Genomic DNA, 20,012 nt, shown 5'->3' with positions numbered 1-20,012 from the left:
ACCGGAGCCCCCATGACCGTTGCCCGCCTGTTTCTCCCCTTGAGCCTTGCCTTGTTGTCCGCGTGCGCCAGCGCGCCGAAGCAAAACATCACCGTGGACGACCAGAGCGCCTGCCCGCTGCAGCTCAAATCCGGCCAGAACCTGATCCTCACTCTGCCGAGCAACCCCACCACCGGCTACCGCTGGGCCATTCAGGACTTGGCCGGCGGCGTGTTGCGCGCGCTGAGCCCCGAGGTCTACAGCAGCAGCGAATCCGGCGTGATTGGCGGCGGCGGCCAGTCCACGTGGCGGTTCCAGGCGTTCACCGCCGGGCAGGGCCGTTTGCGCCTCACCTCCCAGCAACCGTGGGAGCCGGAAGCCGAACCGGTCGACACCTTCGACTGCGCCATTACGGTGAACTAGGGCACCCCATCAGACAACCCGCGCACCAAAGGGCCAAGTTGGCTAAAATGCCGGCCCCTCCCTTTCGTCGCCGGAACAACCGTGAGCAAAGAACCCGATCGCCTATTCGCCCAGCCCTTGCCCCAGGTGCCGGACTTCGCCTTTAACGAGGACGTGGTGCGGGTGTTCCCGGACATGATCAAGCGCTCGGTGCCGGGTTACCCGACCATCGTCGAAAACCTCGGCGTACTCGCGGCGCAGTTCGCCCAACCGAGCAGCGTGCTCTATGACCTCGGCTCGTCCCTCGGCGCCGTCACCCAGGCCCTGCGCCGCCATGTGCGCACGGACGGCTGCCGGGTGATCGCGGTGGATAACTCGGCGGCGATGGTCGAGCGTTGCCGTGAATACCTCAATGGCCAGGACTCGATGTTCCAGGAGCTGCTGCCGGTAGAGGTGATCGAAGGCGATATCCTTGCCTTGCAGTTCCAGCCGGCGTCGGTGGTGGCCCTGAATTTCACCCTGCAATTCATCGCTCCGGACGAGCGCCTGGCTTTGCTCTCGCGCATTCGCCAGGCGCTGGTGCCGGGCGGCGCGCTGATTCTTTCGGAAAAGCTGCGCTTCAATGACGCGCAGGAACACGCACTGCTCACCGACCTGCATATCGCGTTCAAGCGCGCCAACGGCTACAGCGAACTGGAAATCGCCCAGAAGCGCAGCGCCATCGAAAACGTCATGAAGCCCGACAGCCTCGAAGAACACCGCGAACGCCTGCTGGCGGCCGGGTTCTCGAGCGTGGTGCCGTGGTTTCAGTGTCTTAACTTTGCCTCGTTGATTGCCTTGCCATGATTGATCTGTCCCCCCTCGCCCGCCATCTGGTTGGCACGCCCCTGGCCGTGTGGGCCCAGGGCCTGCAAGCGCAGCTCGATAGCAAGATGGAAAAAGGTCACGGCGATCTGGAGCGCTGGCAAAGCGCGCTGGATGCGCTGCCGGCCATTCAGCCAAGCACCGTCGACCTGCTGAACGGCCTGACGCTGGACACCGATTGCGACGATCAGACCCGCGCGCAGATGCACACCGCCCTGATGGGTCTGAGCCCGTGGCGCAAAGGCCCGCTCCACCTGTTCGGCGTGCACGTGGACACCGAATGGCGCTCGGACTGGAAGTGGTCGCGGGTGGCGCCGCACCTGAACCTTACGGGTAAGCGCATCCTTGATGTGGGCTGCGGCAACGGCTACTACATGTGGCGCATGCTCGGTGCCGGTGCCGACAGCGTGATCGGCGTGGACCCCAACTGGCTGTTTTTCTGCCAGTTCCAGGCGGTGCAACGCTACCTGTCCGAACCCAGGGCCTGGCACCTGCCGTTCCCGTTCGAAGACTTGCCGGCGAACCTCGAAGGCTTCGATACGGTGTTTTCCATGGGCGTGTTCTATCACCGGCGTTCGCCCATCGAGCACCTGCTGGCGTTGAAAGACACCCTGGTCAAGGGCGGCGAACTGGTGCTGGAAACCCTGGTGGTGGAAGGCGACCAGCAACAGGTGCTGGTGCCCGAAGACCGCTACGCACAGATGCGCAACGTGTGGTTCCTGCCCTCGGTGCCGGCCCTGATGCTATGGCTGCGCCGCGCCGGGTTCAGCGAAGTGCGCTGCGTGGACGTGAGCGTGACCACGGTGGAGGAACAGCGCGGGACCGAGTGGATGAAGTATCAGTCGCTGAGTGATTTTCTTGATCCGCAAGATCACAGCAAGACTATCGAAGGGCTGCCGGCACCGATGCGGGCGGTGATCATTGCCAGGAAATAAACCACAACGTCCCTGACTAAACGAAGATCACCTGTGGGAGCTGGCTTGCCTGCTCCCTCATTGGTTTCCCGGTGTCAGCTAGAAGAGGGTTTGGCTCGGCGGGCTTTGAAGAATTCGCTCAGAACGGCTCCGCATTCCTCGGCCAGCACCCCACCTTCAAACAACACCCGATGGTTGAGAAAGTCCTGGGTAAAGAACTGCCCCTGACTCTGCACAATCCCGGCCTTGGGCTCCAGCGCGCCATACACCACCCGCGCAACCCGCGCATGCACGATCAAGCCTGCGCACATGCTGCACGGCTCCAGGGTCACATACAGCGTGCTGCCCACCAGCCGGTAGTTGCTGATGGCCTGGGCTGCCGCGCGAATCGCGACCATCTCGGCGTGGGCGCTGGGGTCGTTGCCGCTGATGGGGCAATTGAAGCCACGGCCGATGATTTCGCCGTTTTGCACCAGCACCGCGCCCACCGGCACTTCGCCGAGTGACGCGCCCTGGGCGGCAAGGGTCAGGGCTTCGCGCATGAAGTGCTGGTCGCGACTGCGATCGATGATCGCTGCGGGGCGAATCTGGCGCATCACGCCACCTCGATGGCGGCCATCAGGCCGGTTTCCATGTGGTCGATCACATGGCAATGGAACATCCACACCCCGGGGTTATCCGCCACCAAGGCCACGCGGGCGCGTTCGTTCTTGCCCAGCAGGTAGGTGTCGGTAAAGTACGGCACCACCTTGTGGCGGTTCGAGGCGATTACCTTGAAGCTCATGCCGTGCAAGTGGATCGGGTGCTGGTACTGGGTCATGTTCTTCAGTTCAAAAATGTAACTCTTGCCTTTTTCCAGCCTGGCAATCGGGCGGTCGGCGCAGGTCTTGTCGGTGATGTCCCACGCCTTGCCGTTGATCTGCCACAGGCTCGGCGGCTTGCCGTCATCCACCGACACCGTGCCCACCCATTCAAAATTGAAGTTGAGTTTCTCCGCAGTGGCCAGGTCCGGCTCGCTGATCGGGTTGGCCGGCAACGCGGGCGGCCATTGGCCGGGCGCGTCGGTATTGGCCACCGAGCGGAAAGTGCCCAAGCGCACCGGCCCGTTACGGATCGACAGTTCTTCACCCGCCGGCGGCGCCTTGATTGCCAGGCAAATGCGCATGCCGGGCCCCAGCCAGTATTCCTTGCCGAGCGGGCGCGGTTCGATGGGGTTGCCGTCCAGCGCGTAGATCTGCGCGTCGACGTCCGGGATGTTGATGCGATAGGTCAGGGTGTTGTCGAGGTTGAGCAGGCGCACGCGGGTGATCTGCCCGGCCGGCAGGTCGATCACCGCCTGGGACACGCCGTTGATGGTCGACAGACGCCCCGCCGTACCGCCGCGCGCCGCTTCGCGTGGAATGCTGAACGCGACGAATGCGCCGTCTTCGTCCACATGCCAGCTTTTCAGGCTGAGGGTGCGTTCGTGCTTGAAGCCGGTGGGTTCGCGTTCCTCGATGATCAACGGGCCGACCAGGCCACGGCCGAGCTCTTCGCTGCTGTTCACATGGGGGTGGTACCAGTAGCTGCCGGCATCGGGCACGCGGAATTTGTAGTCGAAGTATTCGCCGGGCAATACCGGCAGCTGCGAGACGTAGGGCACGCCGTCCATCTCCAGCGGCAAGCGGATGCCATGCCAGTGGATGGTGGTGGCCACCGGCAGGTGATTGATGAAGCGCACCCGCAGCCATTCGCCCTGACGCACCCGCAGCTCGGTGCCGGGCGCCGAAGGGCCGAACGCCCAGGCCTGGGTAATGTGGCCGGGGACCAGCTCCACATCCAGGGGCGCAGCGATCAGTTCGTAATCGTGCCCCGCCTCGGACTCGGCGACCTTCCCCAGCCAGTAGCGATAGCCGCCCCCGGCGCCGACGCCTACAACGGCCAGGCCTGCAAGACCACCCAGGATTTGTCGACGGGAAAAGGATCGGGACACAACAACCTCGCGTATCAGCCGCAGGCGCAGGGCCTGCAAAGGGCGGATACGATACACCTGCGAGGGCTAAACAGTAAGGCTTCGCATTGCCACGCAGTTGATTGCTGAAGCCTGATGGCGATCAAAATGTGGGAGAGGGCTTGCTCCCGATGGCGGTGGGTCAGGCAGGGATTGGCTGGCTGACACACTGCTATCGGGAGCAAGCCCCCTCCCACACTGGACTTTCTGCGTTCTTCAGGCCCTGGAGGCGGCGAGGATCAGCGCCTTCATCTCGGCCACCGCGCCTTTGAAACCGACGAACAGCGCATGGGCCACCAGCGCGTGGCCGATGTTCAGTTCGTTGATGCCCTTGATCGCGGCCACCGCCTGCACGTTGTGGTAATGCAGGCCATGGCCGGCGTTGACGATCAGGCCTTGATCGAGGCCGCACTTCACGCCGTCGATGACGCGCTGCAGCTCGTCGGCGACTTCGGTGGGCGTGGTGGCGTCGGCGTAACGGCCGGTGTGCAGTTCGATGGCCGGCGCACCGACACGGCGCGAGGCTTCGATCTGGCGCTCGTCGGCGTCGATGAACAGCGAGACTTCGCTGCCGATCTGCGACAGGCGCTCCACGGCGGCCTTGATCCGCGCTTCCTGGCCGGCCACATCGAGGCCGCCTTCGGTGGTGAGTTCCTGGCGGGTTTCCGGCACCAGGCAGATGTGCGCCGGGCGGATGCGCTCGGCGAACGCCATCATCGCTTCGGTGACGCCCATTTCGAAATTCATGCGGGTTTGCAGCACATCCTTGAGCAGCAGCACATCACGTTCCTGGATATGACGACGGTCTTCGCGCAGGTGCACGGTGATGCCATCGGCGCCTGCTTCTTCGGCGTCCAGCGCGGCCTTGACCGGGTCCGGGTAGCGGGTGCCCCGGGCCTGACGCAGGGTGGCGACATGGTCGATATTGACGCCAAGAAGAATGCGATTGCTGGTGCTCACGGAAGCGCTCCTGAAAAGGGAAAGAATCGGTGCACAGCATACACGGGGATGTCAGGGCTTTCGAAACAACTCGCGACTGACCAGCGGCTTGCCCCCCAGGTGCACCGCGAGGGCCTGGCGCATCAGGCGCTTGGCAGCGGACAGCGCGCCGGGCGCGGTCCAGTCCGCCTCGCTCATGGCCAGCAACTCGGCGCCCTGGAACAGCCCCGGCTGCAGCAGGTAGACGCGCTCCAGGCCGGCGTCGACCTGCAGGCGGTACATGCCATCGGCGGCGACGGGCTCGCCGTGCACGTCGTTGCTCAGTTCGAAGCCGTAGCCCAGATCGTCCAGCAGGCGCCATTCGAATGCGCGCAACAACGGCTCCAGCGGGCGGCCTTCGGCGAGGGCGAGCAAGGTGGCGGCGTAGTGATCGAACACGCCGGGGTGCGGGTCTTCGGCGGGTAGCAGGCGGATCAACAGTTCATTGAGGTAGAGGCCACTGAACAGCGCATCGCCATTGAGCCAGGCGGAGGTGCCGACGCTTTCCAGGCGGCCGACGTTCTTCAGCTCGCCCTTGCCGCGAAATTCCACGTCCAGCGCCACGAACGGCCGGGCCAGTGTGCCGGCCTTGCCGCGCGCGCTGCGCAACACCGCGCGCAGGCGACCTTGTGGCGTGAGGAAATCCACCAGGGCGCTGGTCTCGCGGTAGGCGCGGCTGTGCAGCACGTAGGCGAGTTGGCTGGGAGGTGGGGATTGGGACATGAGACGGGAAATCTCTGAAGAGCAATCGATGTGCTGAATGAACACTTATTGTGGCGAGCAGGCTCGCCCTGCGTTGGCCTGCAGAGCAGCCCCTATAAGATCAACCCGATTCTACGGACAGACCTCAGTGGCAGGTTTTGGGGCTGCTTCGCAACCCAACGCAGGGCAAGCCTGCTCGCCACAGCAAGCCCTCCCACATTTTTGGTCCAGCGGTGTTCTTACAGGTCGCCGTAGCCGAGGGAGCGCAGCGCGCGCTCGTCATCGGACCAGCCACCCTTCACCTTCACCCACAGGTTGAGCATGATCTTGGAGTCGAAGAGCAGCTCCATGTCCTTGCGCGCTTCGGTGCCGATACGCTTGATGCGCTCGCCCTTGTCGCCAATGATGATTTTCTTCTGGCCGTCACGCTCGACGAGAATCAGCGCGTGGATGTGCAAGGTCTTGCCCTGCTGCTTGAACTCTTCGATTTCCACGGTGATCTGGTACGGCAGCTCGGCGCCCATCTGGCGCATGATTTTTTCGCGCACCAGTTCAGCGGCGAGAAAGCGGCTGCTGCGGTCGGTGATCTGGTCTTCCGGGAAGAAGTGTTCGTTTTCCGGCAGGTAGCCGGCGATCACGCGCTCCAGGGCTTCGAGGTTGTGGCCGTGCTGGGCCGAGATCGGCATGATCTGCGCGTTCGGCAGCTGTTCCTGCAACCAGGTCAGGTGCGGCATCAGCTCGGCTTTGTCTTCGATACGGTCGGTCTTGTTCAGCGCCACGATCAACGGGCCGGTGACGTACTGCACGCGCTCCAGGACCATCTGGTCTTCGTCGGTCCACTTGGTGCGGTCGACGACGAAGATCACCACGTCGACGTCTTTCAACGCCGCCGAGGCGGTCTTGTTCATGTAGCGGTTGAGGGCTTTCTCGCCACCCTTGTGCATGCCCGGAGTGTCGACGTACACCGCCTGCACATGGCCTTCGGTCTTGATGCCGAGCATGTTGTGCCGGGTGGTCTGCGGCTTGCGTGAGGTGATCGCAAGCTTCTGGCCGAGGATATGGTTGAGCAACGTGGACTTGCCCACGTTGGGGCGGCCAACAATGGCAACATAGCCACAGCGTGTTGCGGTTGAATCAGTCATGGCCATTCTCCACGCCCAGGGCAATCAGTGCTGCAGCGGCCGCTACCTGTTCGGCAATACGACGGCTCACACCCTGACCTCGGCTTTTTTCGTTCAATAAGGTGATTTCACATTCCACGAAAAACACGCGGCAATGGGGCTCTCCCTGGATATCCACCACTTCGTAGCGTGGCAGTTCGCACCCGCGCGACTGCAGGTATTCCTGCAGGCGGGTCTTGGGATCCTTGTTGGTGTCGACCAGGGTCAGGCTCTCGATCTCCGAGGCCAGCCAGGCGACCACCCGCTCTTTGGCGGTCTCCATGCCTGCATCCAGGTAGATCGCGCCGATGAGGGCTTCGAGGGCATCGGCCAGGATCGACTCGCGACGAAAGCCGCCGCTCTTCAATTCACCAGACCCCAGGCGCAGGTACTCGCCCAGGCCGAAGCCACGGGCCAGCACGGCCAGGGTCTCGCCTTTCACCAGCCGTGCACGCAGGCGTGACAACTGGCCTTCGCGGGCCTGGGGGAAGCGCTCGAACAACGCCTCACCGGCGGCGAAATTGAGGATGGCATCACCGAGGAATTCCAGGCGCTCGTTATTGCGCCCTGCAAAGCTGCGGTGTGTGAGGGCAAGGACCATCAATTCCTGATCCTTGAAGGTGTAGCCGAGCTGGCGCTCGAGACGACTCAGAGAAACGGTCACGGTTTATCCATATCTAGTTGGTGGCACCGGCGGCCATCGACGATTGACGCAGTGTTCAAATTCAAATCCTGATAGTTGCCGCGTGAGGCCGGACATTGTCCAGGCCCCAGAAAAGCATTCGGCGCTGTGTTCACAGCGCCGCCTGTATTACTTGATCAGCCCGACCCGCGAGAAGTTCGGCAGGTGGCTGAGCTTGGGTTCCGGCCAGCTCATCCAGACCGCGAAGGCCTTGCCGACGATATTCTGGTCGGGGACCATGCCCAGCAGCTCCTTGGGAATGCTGGGATCATCCCAGTAGCGGCTGTCGTTGGAGTTGTCGCGGTTGTCGCCCATCATGAAGTAGTGCCCGGCCGGCACTTTCCACTCGCCATCGGGCGTGGCGCGGTAGCGGCTCATTTCCTTGCGGATCTGGTGCTCCACCGCACCGAGCTTTTCCTGATACAGCTCGGCGCTGCCCAGGGTGTTCGGCTCGGCGCCCAGCAGCTTCTCGGCCACCGATTCACCGTTGATGAACAGGCGCTTGTCGCTGGTGTAGCGAATCACGTCGCCCGGCAGGCCGACCACGCGCTTGATGTAGTTGACGTTCGGATCGCTCGGGTAGCGGAACACCATCACGTCGCCGCGCTGCGGGTCACCGACTTCGATGACTTTCTTGTCGACCACCGGCAGGCGAATTCCGTAGGAAAATTTGTTCACCAGGATGAAGTCGCCCACGTCCAGGGTAGGTTTCATCGATCCCGAAGGAATCTGGAACGGCTCCACCAGGAACGAACGCAGCACCAGCACGATGAACAGCACCGGGAAGAACGACTTGCCGTATTCAACCAGCAGCGGTTCCTTGTTCAGCTTCTCGACCACCACCGCATCAGGCTGGCTGACGCTGCCCTGATACGACGCAATAGCCGCGCGCCGACGTGGCGCGAAGAACACCAGATCGAGCAACGCCAGGAGGCCGCAGACGGCGACGGCAATGACCAGCAACAGCGGGAAATTTAGTGACATAGGACCTAACTATCCAACCTGAGCACCGCAAGGAAGGCTTCTTGTGGAATTTCCACATTGCCCACTTGCTTCATGCGTTTTTTACCGGCCTTTTGCTTCTCAAGCAGCTTGCGCTTACGGCTTACGTCACCGCCGTAGCATTTGGCCAATACGTTCTTTCTGAGAGCCTTGACGGAGGTTCGCGCAATGATCTGCCCGCCGATGGCGGCCTGGATCGCGACGTCGAACATCTGACGCGGAATCAGTTCTTTCATTTTTTCGGTCAACTGGCGACCTTTGTAGTGCGCGTTGTCCTTGTGCACGATCAGCGCAAGGGCGTCCACTTTGTCGCCGTTGATCAGTACATCCAGTTTCACCAGATTGGCCGATTGGTAGCGGTCGAAATGGTAATCCAGCGAAGCATAGCCGCGACTGGTGGATTTGAGACGGTCGAAGAAGTCCAGGACCACTTCGTTCATCGGCAAATCGTAGGTCACTTGCACCTGGGTACCGAGGAACAGCATGTCGTGCTGCACGCCACGCTTTTCGATACACAGGGTAATCACGTTGCCCAGGTGTTCCTGGGGCACCAGGATATTGGCGCGCACGATCGGTTCGCGCATGTCTTCGATGGAAGACAGGTCTGGAAGCTTGGAGGGGTTGTCGACGTAAATCGTTTCACCGGTTTTCAGCAACAACTCGAAAATAACGGTTGGCGCGGTGGTGATCAGGTCGAGGTCGTATTCGCGCTCCAGGCGCTCCTGGATGATCTCCATGTGCAGCATGCCGAGGAACCCGCAGCGGAAGCCGAAGCCCAGGGCGTCGGAGCTTTCCGGGGTGTACTGCAACGACGAGTCGTTGAGGGTCAGCTTTTGCAGGGCCTCGCGGAAGTCTTCAAAGTCGTCGGAGCTGACCGGGAACAGGCCGGCGTAGACCTGCGGCTGGATACGCTTGAAGCCCGGCAGCATGTCGACGTCAGGCGTGGAGCTGAGGGTCAGGGTGTCACCCACCGGCGCACCGTGGATGTCCTTGATACCGGCGATGATGAAGCCTACTTCACCGGCTTTCAGATCCGTGGTCGCGGTATGTTTGGGGTTGAACACACCGACGCTGTCCACCAGGTGGATCTTGCCGGTGGACTTGACCAGGATCTTGTCGCCCTTCTTCACACGGCCGTGGCGCACGCGTACCAGGGAGACAACGCCCAGGTAGTTGTCGAACCAGGAGTCGATGATCAACGCTTGCAGCGGATCTTCGTAGTTGCCGGTGGGGGCCGGAATGGTCTTGACCAGGCGCTCGAGCACCTCGTCCACGCCCAGGCCGGTCTTGGCGCTGCACTCGACGGCGTCGGTGGCGTCGATGCCGATGATTTTTTCGATTTCTTCCTTGACGCGGTCCGGATCGGCCTGGGGCAGGTCGATCTTGTTCAGCACCGGCATTACTTCAAGGCCCTGCTCGATGGCGGTGTAGCAGTTGGCCACGGACTGGGCTTCCACGCCCTGGCCCGCATCCACTACCAGCAACGCACCTTCGCAGGCCGCCAACGAGCGGCTGACTTCGTAGGTGAAGTCAACGTGGCCGGGAGTGTCAATGAAGTTGAGCTGGTACCGGATACCGTCTTTGGCGGTGTAGTACAGGGTGACGCTGTGGGCCTTGATGGTGATCCCGCGCTCGCGTTCGAGGTCCATGGAATCCAGAACCTGGGCTTCCATTTCACGCTCGGCAAGGCCACCGCACATCTGGATGAATCGATCGGCCAGCGTCGACTTGCCATGGTCAATGTGGGCGATGATGGAGAAATTGCGGATATGACTCAAATCACTCACGGATCAACACTCAAAAAGGCTGCAGGCAGATTGCCCGCTGAAAAATAGCCGGGAATTGTACCTGATGCTCGGGCCAGACGTCATCTTTGCTGTCCAGAACGCGAAAGGCCCCGTCAATACGGGGCCTTTCGCTTGCCGGGGCATTCTTACCCGGCGCGGCGCAGCAGCCAGAACCCGGCCAGGGCGCAGATGGCGGTGGGCACCAGCACCGCAAACAGCGGCGAGAAACCGAACACCAGACTCGACGGCCCGAGCAGATCCTGGGCAATGCGGAAGGTAAAGCCCACCAGCACACCGGTGAAGACGCGCTGGCCGAGGGTGACCGAGCGCAACGGGCCGAAGATGAACGAAATAGCCATCAGCACCAGCGCGGCGGTGACCACCGGCTGCAACACCTTGACCCAGAATGCCAGCCAGTAGCGGCCGTTGTTCAGCCCCTGGTCCTTGAGGTAATGGATATAGCTCCACAACCCGGAGATCGGCAGGCTTTCCGGGATCATCACCACGGTATTGAGCAGCTCCGGCTTGAGGGCGATGTCCCATTGCTCGGTCGGCACGTTGATCACTTCGGTGCTGGCCTTGGTGCCCTGGCCCGCGTTGCGGAAATAGGTGGTGGTGACGTCGGTCAGTTGCCACTGATTGGCGCTGTACTGCGCACGTTTGGCGAAACTGGACGACAACATGTGGCGCTCTTTGTCGAACGTGTAGCGCGTCACCCCGATCAACAGGCCGCCCGGTTGCACGGCGTTGATGTGGATGAACTCTTCACCCTGGCGGTGCCACAGGCCGTGCTTGGCGCTTTGCGCATCCCCCGAACCCTGGGCCAGGGCGCGATTGGCCTGGGCGGTGGTTTCGGCCGGCGGCGCGACGTATTCACCGATCAGCACGCTGCACGCCATCAGCAGCAGCATGGGTTTCATCACCGCCCAGACGATACGGCCGACGGAAACCCCGGCAGCGCGCATGATGGTCAGTTCGCTGTTGCTGGCCAGGCTGCCCAGGCCGATCAGGCAACCGATCAGCGCGGCCATCGGCATCATGTCGTAGAGACGGCGTGGCGCGGTGAGGGCCACGTAGCTCAGCACGTCGGTCACCGTGTAGGTGTCGCTGACGTTGCTGACCTCATCAATAAAGGCAAACAGCGACGCCAGGCCGAGGATGATACCCAATACCGCCAGGATGGCGACCAGTACACTTTTGCCAATGTAGCGATCGAGCTTAACCACGCGCCATCTCCTTCTGGCCACGACGGCTTTTCATTTTCAAGCGGATAGGTTCCCAGTACAGCAGCCCCAGGCCGATCACCAGGAAGATCCCGTGCACCCACCACAGGCCAAGGGTCGGCGACAGCTTGCCCTTCTCCAGGGAGCCACGGGCGGAAATCAGGATGGTGAGGTAGGCCATGTACAGCAGGATCGCCGGCAGCAGTTTGAGGAAGCGGCCCTGGCGCGGGTTGACGCGCGACAGCGGCACGGCCATCAGCGTCACGATAAACACCAGCAGCGGCAGGGAAATGCGCCATTGCAGCTCGGCGATGGAGCGCAGTTCGGTGCTGCCGAACAGCTCCTGGGTGGGGATCGCGTCGCGGTCGGTGACTTCGTCGCTGACGTCCGGCCGCGCGAGCATCACGCCGTAGGTGTCGTACTTGATGGCGCGGTAGTCGGCCTGGCCGGGGCTGCCGTCATAGCGATAGCCGTTTTCCAGGATCAGGTAGCGGCTGCCGTCGGGCCGCACTTCCTGGCGCCCGGCATCGGCGACCAGCACGGAGATGCCGCGGTCCTTCTTGTCCTGGCCCAGGCGTTTTTCGGAGATGAACACCCCGCCGAGGTTGGCGCGGTCGTCGGTCAGGGTTTCGGTGTAGGTGACCCGGGTGCCATCGTTGAGCGCCTGGAAGCGGCCAGGTTCGAGGGTATCGAACTCGGTCATGGCGTCCTGCTTGTTCAGCACCAGCTGAAATTGCATGGCGCCCTGGGGCGCCAGGCTCAGGCTCAGCCAGGCCACGATCAGCGCGACGCCGGCTGCCGGAATCATGGTCATGGCCAGCAGGCGTTGCTGGCTCATGCCGGTCGCCGACAGCACGGTCATTTCGCTCTCAAGGTACAGTCGGCCATAAGCCAGCAGGATCCCGAGAAACAGGCCCAGCGGCAGGATCAACTGCAAAAAACCCGGCAGGCGAAAGCCCATGATCAGGAACAGCGAACCGGGGTCGAGGGCGCCGGAAGCCGCCTGGGCCAGGTATTTGACGAAACGACCACTCATGATGATGACCAGCAATACCGCACTCACGGCACTCAGGGTCAGCAGGACTTCGCGGGATAGATAACGGAAGACGATCAAACCAGACACTCCAGGGTTGTCAGGCTAAGGCGGCCAAACAAGCAAGCATACCGAGCGACCCGTTTGCACGGGCCGGCTAAAAAGATGGCGCATTATCCTGTGATTGACCGCGCCTGTCACGGAGCAACCTCATGCGCGAGCACAAAGCGTGCGCCGAGGGTTGTCAGGCTTCGCCTGCGAGGTTCAAACTGCGGCCCTTGTCGCGGGCGGTTTTTTACACAGCTGCCTCGCTTTAAGCCTGGCTATACAGACGCCAGGCTCACCGACCTTTATAAGGGACCCGAACATGGAACTGGTTGTAAAAAGCGTTAGCCCCGAAACGTTGAAGACCGCCACCCTCGTGGTCGCCATCGGCGAAGGCCGCAAGCTGGGCGTCGCCGCCAGCCAACTCGACGAATTGAGCGGCGGCGCCATCAGCGCGATCCTCAAGCGCGGCGACCTGGCCGGCAAAGTGGGCCAGTGCCTGCTGCTGCAAAGCCTGCCCAACCTCAAGGCCGACCGCGTATTGCTGGTGGGCGTGGGCAAGGACGCCGAACTGGGCGACCGTCCGTTCCGCAAGATCATCAGCACCCTGCTCACCACCCTCAAGGGCCTGGGCGGCACCGAGGCCGTACTGGCACTCGATGAAATCGTCGTCAAGGGCCGTGACAGCTATGGCAAGACCCGCCTGCTGGCCGAAAGCCTGGTGGACGGCGGCTACGTGTTCGATCAATTCAAGAGCCAGAAAGCCGAACCGCGCGCGCTCAAGAAAATCACCCTGCTGACCATCAAGGCCGCCCAGGCCGAAGTGCAGCGCGCCGTGACCCACGCCACCGCGATTGCCAACGGCATGTCGTTCACCCGTGACCTGGGCAACCTGCCGCCGAACATCTGCCACCCGACGTACCTGGGCGAACAGGCCAAGGCACTGGGCAAGGAGTTCAAGGGGCTGAAGGTTGAAGTGCTGGACGAGAAAAAGATCAAGGAGCTGGGCATGGGCTCGTTCTACGCCGTGGGTCAGGGCAGCGACCAGCCTCCACGCTTGATCGTGATGCAATACAACGGCGGCAAGAAATCCGAGAAGCCTTACGCCCTCGTAGGTAAAGGCATCACGTTCGACACCGGCGGCATCAGCCTCAAGCCTGGCCTGGGCATGGATGAGATGAAGTACGACATGGGTGGCGCCGCGAGCGTGTTCGGCACCCTGCGTGCCGTGCTGGAACTCAAGCTGCCGATCAACCTGGTGTGCATCCTGGCCTGCGCCGAGAACATGCCGAGCGGCGGCGCGACCCGTCCGGGCGATATCGTCACTACCCTGAGCGGCCAGACCGTCGAGATCCTCAACACCGACGCCGAAGGCCGCCTGGTGCTGTGCGACGCCCTCACCTACGCCGAGCGCTTCAAGCCACAGGCCGTGATCGACATCGCCACCCTGACCGGCGCCTGCGTGGTCGCCCTGGGCGCCCACACTTCGGGCCTGCTGGGCAATAACGATGAGCTGATCGAGCAACTGCTCAGCGCCGGTCAGGCAGCCGACGACCGCGCCTGGCAATTGCCGCTGTTCGACGAGTACCAGGAGCAGCTGGACAGCCCGTTCGCCGACATCGCCAACATCGGTGGCCCGAAAGCCGGCACCATCACGGCCGCCTGCTTCCTGTCGCGCTTTGCCAAGAACTTCAACTGGGCCCACCTGGACATCGCCGGCACCGCCTGGACCAGCGGCGGCAAGGACAAGGGCGCCACCGGCCGTCCGGTGCCCCTGCTGACCCAGTACCTGCTGGATCGCGCCAAGGCCTGAAACTGAAGACGCCGGGGCGGTGATCATTTCGCCGTCCCGGCCTCAGGAACCGCAATGACCCAAGTCGACTTCTATATATTGCCCAGCGCCGACCCGCTCGCGCGCCTGGACTTTGCCTGCAAACTCACCGAAAAAGCCTGGCGCATGGGCCACCGCATCTACCTGCATTGCAGCGATGCCGGCCAGCGCGATGAGCTGGATGCGCGCCTGTGGCGCTTCAAGGGCGAAAGCTTCGTGCCCCACGGCCCCGCAGAATCCGAGCCCGACGGCCGTGTGGTGCTGGGGTTGGGCGACGGCTGCGGCGATCACCAGGACCTGCTGATCAACCTGGACCTGAAAGTACCGGCCTTTGCCAGTGCATTCGCCCGCGTGGCGGAGGTGGTGGTGGAAGATCCGGCTGTTCGTCAGGCCGCGCGGGAGAGTTTTCGTTTCTATCGCGAACAGGGCTATCCTCTGCAGGATCACCGGCTACAACGACTTTGAGTAGATGATGGACACGCCAAACCCGATTAAAAAAGACGACCATTTACTGGACGACCTCGAGTCGATCCGTCAACTGCTGGGTGATGACGACCTGCAGCCGCCGTTGCTGACCGAAGCGGTCATGGACGAGGCACAGATTGCCATGGCGTTCGACACGCCAACGCCGCAACCCGCTGCCGCCACAGCGGAAAAACCGCAGGACGCCTTGTTGCTGCACCTGGACAACGAACTGCGGGCCGCTGCGCAATTGATCATGCAGGACGTGATCGACGACTTCGCACCGCACATCGAAACCGAGATCAAGCGCCGGCTGGATGCGCGAATGGAGCGGTTGCTCAGCCAATACCAGTCCTGAGCTTCACCCATATCCCGTGTGGGAGGGGGCTTGCTCCCGATAGCGGTGTGTCAGTCATCAATTCATAGCTGATCCGCCATTATCGGGAGCAAGCCCCTCCCACAGTTGATCGCGTATCCCTTAAGCCTGTCTTCGTCTCGCCCTCTCCCCTATCCCCCGTTATACTTGCCGGCTTTCCTGAATAAATGCCAACTAGGGTCCCGCCGCGCATGGATAAGACCTATCAGCCCCACGCTATTGAAACTTCCTGGTACAACACCTGGGAGTCCGAGAACTATTTCGCCCCACAAGGTGCGGGCGACCCCTACACCATCATGATTCCGCCACCGAACGTCACTGGCAGCCTGCACATGGGCCATGGCTTCAACAATGCGATCATGGATGCGTTGATCCGTTTCCGCCGCATGCAGGGTCGAGACACCCTGTGGCAGCCGGGCACCGACCACGCCGGCATCGCCACGCAGATGCTGGTGGAGCGTCAACTGGAAGCCACCGGCCAAAGCCGTCATGACCTGGGCCGCGAGAAATTCCTGGAAAAGATCTGGGAATGGAAGGACCAGTCCGGCGGCAATATCAGCCGTCAGATCCGCCGCCTGGGTTCGTCCGTCGACTGGAGCCGCGAGCGGTTCACCATGGACGACGGCCTGTCGGAGGCCGTTAAAGAAGCCTTCGTGCGCCTGCATGAAGACGGCCTGATCTACCGCGGCAAGCGCCTGGTCAATTGGGACACCAAGCTGCACACCGCAATCTCCGATCTTGAAGTGGAAAATCACGACGAGAAAGGCTTCCTGTGGAACCTCAAGTACCCGCTGGCCGACGGCGCCAAAACCGCCGAAGGCAACGACTACCTGATCGTCGCCACGACCCGTCCGGAAACCATGCTCGGCGACGCCGCCGTCGCGGTTAACCCGAATGACGAGCGCTACCAGGCCCTGATCGGCAAATTCGTCGAGCTGCCGCTGGTCGGCCGCCGCATTCCGATCATCGCGGACGACTACTGCGACCCCGAATTCGGCACCGGCTGCGTGAAGATCACCCCGGCCCACGACTTCAACGACTATGAAGTCGGCAAGCGCCACAACCTGCCGCTGCTGAACATCTTCGATAAAAACGCCGCCGTATTGCCAGCCTGCCAGGTGTTCAACCTGGACGGCACACTCAACGACAGCATCGACGGCAAAATCCCGGCCGCATACGCAGGCCTGGACCGCTTTGAAGCGCGCAAGCAGATCGTCGCAGCGTTCGATGCCGCCGGCTTGCTGGTCAGCGTCGACGACCACGGCCTGAAAGTGCCGAAGGGCGACCGTTCCGGCACCGTCATCGAGCCGTGGTTGACCGACCAGTGGTACGTGTCCACCAAGCCGTTGGCCGAGCCTGCCATTGCTGCTGTCGAAGACGGCCGCATCCAGTTCGTGCCCAAGCAGTACGAAAACATGTACTTCTCTTGGATGCGCGACATTCAGGATTGGTGCATCAGCCGTCAGCTGTGGTGGGGCCACCGTATTCCGGCCTGGTACGACGAGTCGGGCAAGGTCTATGTCGGCCGCGACGAAGCCGAAGTGCGGGCCAAGCACAACCTCGGAGCCGACATTGCGCTGCAACAGGACAACGACGTACTCGACACCTGGTTCAGCTCGGGCCTGTGGACGTTCTCGACACTCGGCTGGCCGCAGCAGACTGAATTCCTCAAGAAATTCCACTCCACCGACGTGCTGGTCACTGGTTTCGATATCATTTTCTTCTGGGTTGCCCGGATGATCATGCTGACCATGCACCTGGTGAAGAACGAGGACGGCACGCCGCAGGTACCGTTCAAGACCGTGTACGTGCACGGCCTGGTGCGTGATGGCCAGGGCCAGAAGATGTCCAAGTCCAAGGGTAACGTCCTGGACCCGCTGGACATCATCGACGGCATCGACCTGGAAACCCTGGTGCAGAAACGCACCTCGGGCCTGATGCAGCCGAAACTGGCGAAGAAGATCGAGAAGCAGACCCGCGACGAGTTCGCCGATGGTATTGCCAGCTATGGCACCGACGCCCTGCGCTTTACCTTCTGCTCGCTGGCGTCCACCGGTCGCGACATCAAGTTCGACATGGGCCGCGTCGAAGGCTATCGCAACTTCTGCAACAAGATCTGGAACGCCGCGCGCTACGTGCTGGACAAAGGCGAGGACTGCGGCCAGAACGGCGAAGCCTATGAGCTGAGCCTGGCCGATCGCTGGATCATCTCGCAGTTGCAGCGCACCGAAGCCGAAGTAACCCGCCAGCTCGACCAGTTCCGTTTCGACCTGGCCGCGCAGGCCTTGTACGAGTTCATCTGGAACCAGTATTGCGACTGGTACCTGGAGCTGTCCAAGCCGGTGCTGTGGGACGAAAACGCGCCGGTCGAACGCCAGCGCGGCACCCGTCGTACCCTGGTGCGCGTGCTGGAAGTGGCGCTGCGCCTGGCGCATCCGTTCATGCCGTTCATCACCGAAGAAATCTGGCAGCGCCTGGCGCCGCTGGCCGGTATCGACGGCAAAACCATCATGCTGCAGCCGTGGCCGGTGGCCAATGAAGCCCGCATCGATGAAGCCGCCGAAAGCGATATCGAATGGCTCAAGACGCTGATGCTCGGCACGCGCAACATCCGCGCCGAAATGAACATCGGCCCGGGCAAGCCACTCGCCGTGTTCGTCAAGAACGCCAGCGCCGAGGATCAGCGTCGTCTCGATGAGAACGATGCGCTGCTCAAGAAACTGGCGAAGCTGGAGTCGATCACCGTGCTGGCTGATGGCGCCGAAGCACCGCTGTCTGCCACCGCACTGGTGGGCGACATGGAAGTGCTGGTGCCGATGGCCGGGCTGATCGACAAGGGCGCGGAACTGGCCCGTCTCGACAAGGAAATGCTGCGCCTGCAAGGCGAAGTGCAACGGGTGGGCGGCAAGCTGTCCAACGCGGCATTCGTCGACAAGGCGCCGGCTGAAGTGATCGACAAGGAACGCGCCAAGCTGGCCGAGGCTGAACAGGCCCTGGGCAAGCTGGCGGAGCAGCATGCGCGGATTTCCAGCCTGTAAGGCTTGAGCCGTGTGAGAAAAGAGACCTTCGGGTCTCTTTTTTTATGTGGCAAACCCTCCCACATTTAACCCAGGTAGACAGGGGGAATGTGTGACAATGCCCACCACTTTGAGCCAACACCAGAATCAACATGACCGCCCCCACTACGCCCAAACCTCCGCGCAAGAAGCCCAAAACCGCCGCCACGGCCAAGCCCGTCGCACCGCGCAAAGAGGCTACCCTGCACCCGCGCAACCGCCACACGGGCCGTTACGACTTCCCGGCGTTGATCAAGACCACGCCGGAACTGGCGCAATTCGTGATTATCAACCCGTATGGCAAGGAAAGCATCGACTTCGCCAGCCCCGACGCGGTGCGCGTTTTCAATCGGGCGTTGCTCAAGTCGTTCTATGGCATCCAGCATTGGGATATACCGGCCGACTACCTGTGCCCGCCGGTGCCGGGGCGCGCCGACTACGTGCACTTCCTCGCCGACCTGCTGGCCAGCGGCAATGAAGGCAAGATCCCGCGTGGTTCAATCGTCAAGGTGCTGGATATCGGCATGGGCGCCAACTGCGTCTACCCGCTGATTGGCTATATGGAATACCGCTGGAACTTCCTCGGCTCCGAGGTGGACCCTACCGCCGTCGCAGCGGCCAAGGCCATCGTGCAGTCCAACGACCTGAGCAAGGTTATCCAGTTGCGCCTGCAACCCAACCCGAAGCAGATCCTGCTGGGCCTGCTGGAGCCGGGCGAGCGTTTTGACCTGACCATGTGCAACCCGCCGTTCCACGCGTCCATGGATGAAGCCACCAAGGGCAGTGAACGCAAATGGCGTGCCCTGGGCAGGGCCGATCCGAAGCGCAAGCTGCCGGTGCTGAACTTCGGTGGTCAGTCGGCCGAGCTGTGGTGTGAAGGCGGCGAAGCGCGCTTCGTGACGCAGTTGATCGCCGAGAGCGCGCATTTTGCGCACAAGGTGCTGTGGTTCAGCACCCTGGTGTCAAAAGCCTCCAACCTGCCGGCCATCGAAACCGCCCTGAAAAAAGCCGGCGTGCTGGAGAGCCAGGTAGTGGAAATGTCACAGGGGCAAAAGCAGAGCCGGTTCGTGGCCTGGACTTTCCAGACCAAAAACGAACAGCAGCTGTGGCGCCAGCGCTGGGTGCGCTAGGACTGAATCGCAGCCAACAAAAAACCGTGCCCGGATCGCTCCGGAGCACGGTTTTTTTTGCTGCGTCTTACTTGTTAACAGCGTCGGTCAGGCCTTTGGCCACAACCAGCTTGATAACTTTTTTGGCAGCGATTTCGATGGCAGCGCCAGTCGAAGGGTTACGGCCAGTACGGGCAGGACGCTCGGTCACTTTCAGTTTGCCAACGCCTGGCAGAGTGATTTCGCCGCCGTTTTCCAGCTGATCGGCAACAACCTGGCTCAGTTGGTCCAGCAGAGCGCGCACGGTGGTTTTCGGTGCGTCTACTGCTTCAGCCAGGTCAGCGATCAGTTGGTCTTTAGTAATAGCCATTGTGGTGTTCCTTCCCTATCAAATTCATATGGATTGCAGAGTGCAGT

Annotated in this window: 19 protein-coding genes; 8 read left to right on the top strand and 11 right to left on the bottom strand. The window is 62.0% G+C overall.

Annotated elements, in window-relative coordinates; all coding sequences use genetic code 11:
• The first annotated feature begins 12 nt into the window (after positions 1–12).
• From RHM60_RS21760 to cmoB, 3 genes are all read left to right on the top strand, one after another.
• Entirely contained in the window at positions 13–402 is a 390-nt protein-coding gene (locus RHM60_RS21760; RefSeq protein WP_322212766.1) for a protease inhibitor I42 family protein, read from the top strand.
• A gap of 81 nt (positions 403–483) precedes the next feature.
• Complete coding sequence (gene cmoA, locus RHM60_RS21755) at positions 484–1,227, top strand: carboxy-S-adenosyl-L-methionine synthase CmoA (protein WP_209989065.1); 744 nt, start codon at positions 484–486, stop codon at positions 1,225–1,227.
• Positions 1,224–2,180: a tRNA 5-methoxyuridine(34)/uridine 5-oxyacetic acid(34) synthase CmoB gene (gene cmoB, locus RHM60_RS21750; RefSeq protein WP_209989062.1), complete on the top strand. Its 957-nt coding sequence runs from the start codon at positions 1,224–1,226 to the stop codon at positions 2,178–2,180. Before cmoA ends, cmoB begins: the two co-directional genes overlap by 4 nt.
• Positions 2,181–2,254: 74 nt before the next feature.
• On the opposite strand, the gene tadA is transcribed toward cmoB, so the two are convergent.
• From tadA to lptF, 10 genes are all read right to left on the bottom strand, one after another.
• Complete coding sequence (gene tadA, locus RHM60_RS21745; RefSeq protein ID WP_322212764.1) at positions 2,255–2,755, bottom strand: tRNA adenosine(34) deaminase TadA; 501 nt, start codon at positions 2,753–2,755, stop codon at positions 2,255–2,257.
• The gene (locus tag RHM60_RS21740) at positions 2,755–4,131 is read right to left on the bottom strand and encodes a multicopper oxidase family protein (protein ID WP_322212763.1); all 1,377 of its coding nucleotides are present in this window, start codon (positions 4,129–4,131) and stop codon (positions 2,755–2,757) included. The genes tadA and RHM60_RS21740 overlap by 1 nt, the downstream gene beginning before the upstream one ends.
• Positions 4,132–4,365: 234 nt before the next feature.
• Complete coding sequence (gene pdxJ / locus RHM60_RS21735) at positions 4,366–5,109, bottom strand: pyridoxine 5'-phosphate synthase (protein WP_209989054.1); 744 nt, start codon at positions 5,107–5,109, stop codon at positions 4,366–4,368.
• Between the two features lie 51 nt (positions 5,110–5,160).
• Positions 5,161–5,850, bottom strand: a complete 690-nt coding sequence (gene recO, locus RHM60_RS21730) for a DNA repair protein RecO (protein ID WP_003234110.1) — start codon at positions 5,848–5,850, stop codon at positions 5,161–5,163.
• Between the two features lie 218 nt (positions 5,851–6,068).
• Entirely contained in the window at positions 6,069–6,971 is a 903-nt protein-coding gene (gene era, locus RHM60_RS21725) for a GTPase Era (protein WP_124422514.1), read from the bottom strand.
• The gene (gene rnc, locus RHM60_RS21720; protein ID WP_003188856.1) at positions 6,964–7,653 is read right to left on the bottom strand and encodes a ribonuclease III; all 690 of its coding nucleotides are present in this window, start codon (positions 7,651–7,653) and stop codon (positions 6,964–6,966) included. Before rnc ends, era begins: the two co-directional genes overlap by 8 nt.
• 147 nt (positions 7,654–7,800) lie before the next feature.
• A complete protein-coding gene (gene lepB, locus RHM60_RS21715; RefSeq protein ID WP_057006740.1) occupies positions 7,801–8,655 on the bottom strand; it encodes a signal peptidase I in 855 nt (284 codons plus the stop codon).
• 5 nt (positions 8,656–8,660) lie between these two features.
• The gene (lepA, locus tag RHM60_RS21710) at positions 8,661–10,460 is read right to left on the bottom strand and encodes a translation elongation factor 4 (protein WP_057006741.1); all 1,800 of its coding nucleotides are present in this window, start codon (positions 10,458–10,460) and stop codon (positions 8,661–8,663) included.
• 146 nt (positions 10,461–10,606) lie between these two features.
• Entirely contained in the window at positions 10,607–11,686 is a 1,080-nt protein-coding gene (lptG, locus tag RHM60_RS21705) for an LPS export ABC transporter permease LptG (protein ID WP_209989049.1), read from the bottom strand.
• Positions 11,679–12,797 carry an LPS export ABC transporter permease LptF gene (gene lptF / locus RHM60_RS21700; protein WP_003234122.1) on the bottom strand — a complete coding sequence of 373 codons (1,119 nt, stop codon included), beginning with the start codon at positions 12,795–12,797 and terminating at the stop codon, positions 11,679–11,681. The genes lptG and lptF overlap by 8 nt, the downstream gene beginning before the upstream one ends.
• Before the next feature lie 286 nt (positions 12,798–13,083).
• On the opposite strand from lptF, the gene RHM60_RS21695 reads away from it, so the two are divergent.
• The 5 genes from RHM60_RS21695 (at position 13,084) to rlmF (ending at position 19,616) form a co-directional block, all read left to right on the top strand.
• On the top strand, positions 13,084–14,574 hold the full coding sequence (locus RHM60_RS21695; protein WP_231423036.1) for a leucyl aminopeptidase: 1,491 nt from the start codon (positions 13,084–13,086) through the stop codon (positions 14,572–14,574).
• Positions 14,575–14,628: 54 nt separating this feature from the next.
• Positions 14,629–15,057, top strand: a complete 429-nt coding sequence (locus tag RHM60_RS21690) for a DNA polymerase III subunit chi (RefSeq protein ID WP_322212761.1) — start codon at positions 14,629–14,631, stop codon at positions 15,055–15,057.
• A gap of 7 nt (positions 15,058–15,064) precedes the next feature.
• Positions 15,065–15,412 carry a hypothetical protein gene (locus RHM60_RS21685; RefSeq protein WP_057007053.1) on the top strand — a complete coding sequence of 116 codons (348 nt, stop codon included), beginning with the start codon at positions 15,065–15,067 and terminating at the stop codon, positions 15,410–15,412.
• Positions 15,413–15,621: 209 nt separating this feature from the next.
• Entirely contained in the window at positions 15,622–18,468 is a 2,847-nt protein-coding gene (locus tag RHM60_RS21680; protein WP_209989041.1) for a valine--tRNA ligase, read from the top strand.
• A gap of 131 nt (positions 18,469–18,599) precedes the next feature.
• Entirely contained in the window at positions 18,600–19,616 is a 1,017-nt protein-coding gene (gene rlmF, locus RHM60_RS21675) for a 23S rRNA (adenine(1618)-N(6))-methyltransferase RlmF (protein ID WP_209989037.1), read from the top strand.
• 67 nt (positions 19,617–19,683) lie between these two features.
• Here rlmF and RHM60_RS21670 read toward each other — a convergent pair whose 3' ends face one another.
• Complete coding sequence (locus tag RHM60_RS21670) at positions 19,684–19,965, bottom strand: HU family DNA-binding protein (protein WP_003188840.1); 282 nt, start codon at positions 19,963–19,965, stop codon at positions 19,684–19,686.
• Between the last annotated feature and the right edge of the window lie 47 nt (positions 19,966–20,012).

This window comes from Pseudomonas sp. MH9.3 (genome assembly GCF_034354675.1).
GTDB lineage: Bacteria > Pseudomonadota > Gammaproteobacteria > Pseudomonadales > Pseudomonadaceae > Aquipseudomonas.
Note: the sequence above shows the minus strand (reverse complement) of the source record. Positions and strands in the feature narration are given on the sequence as shown.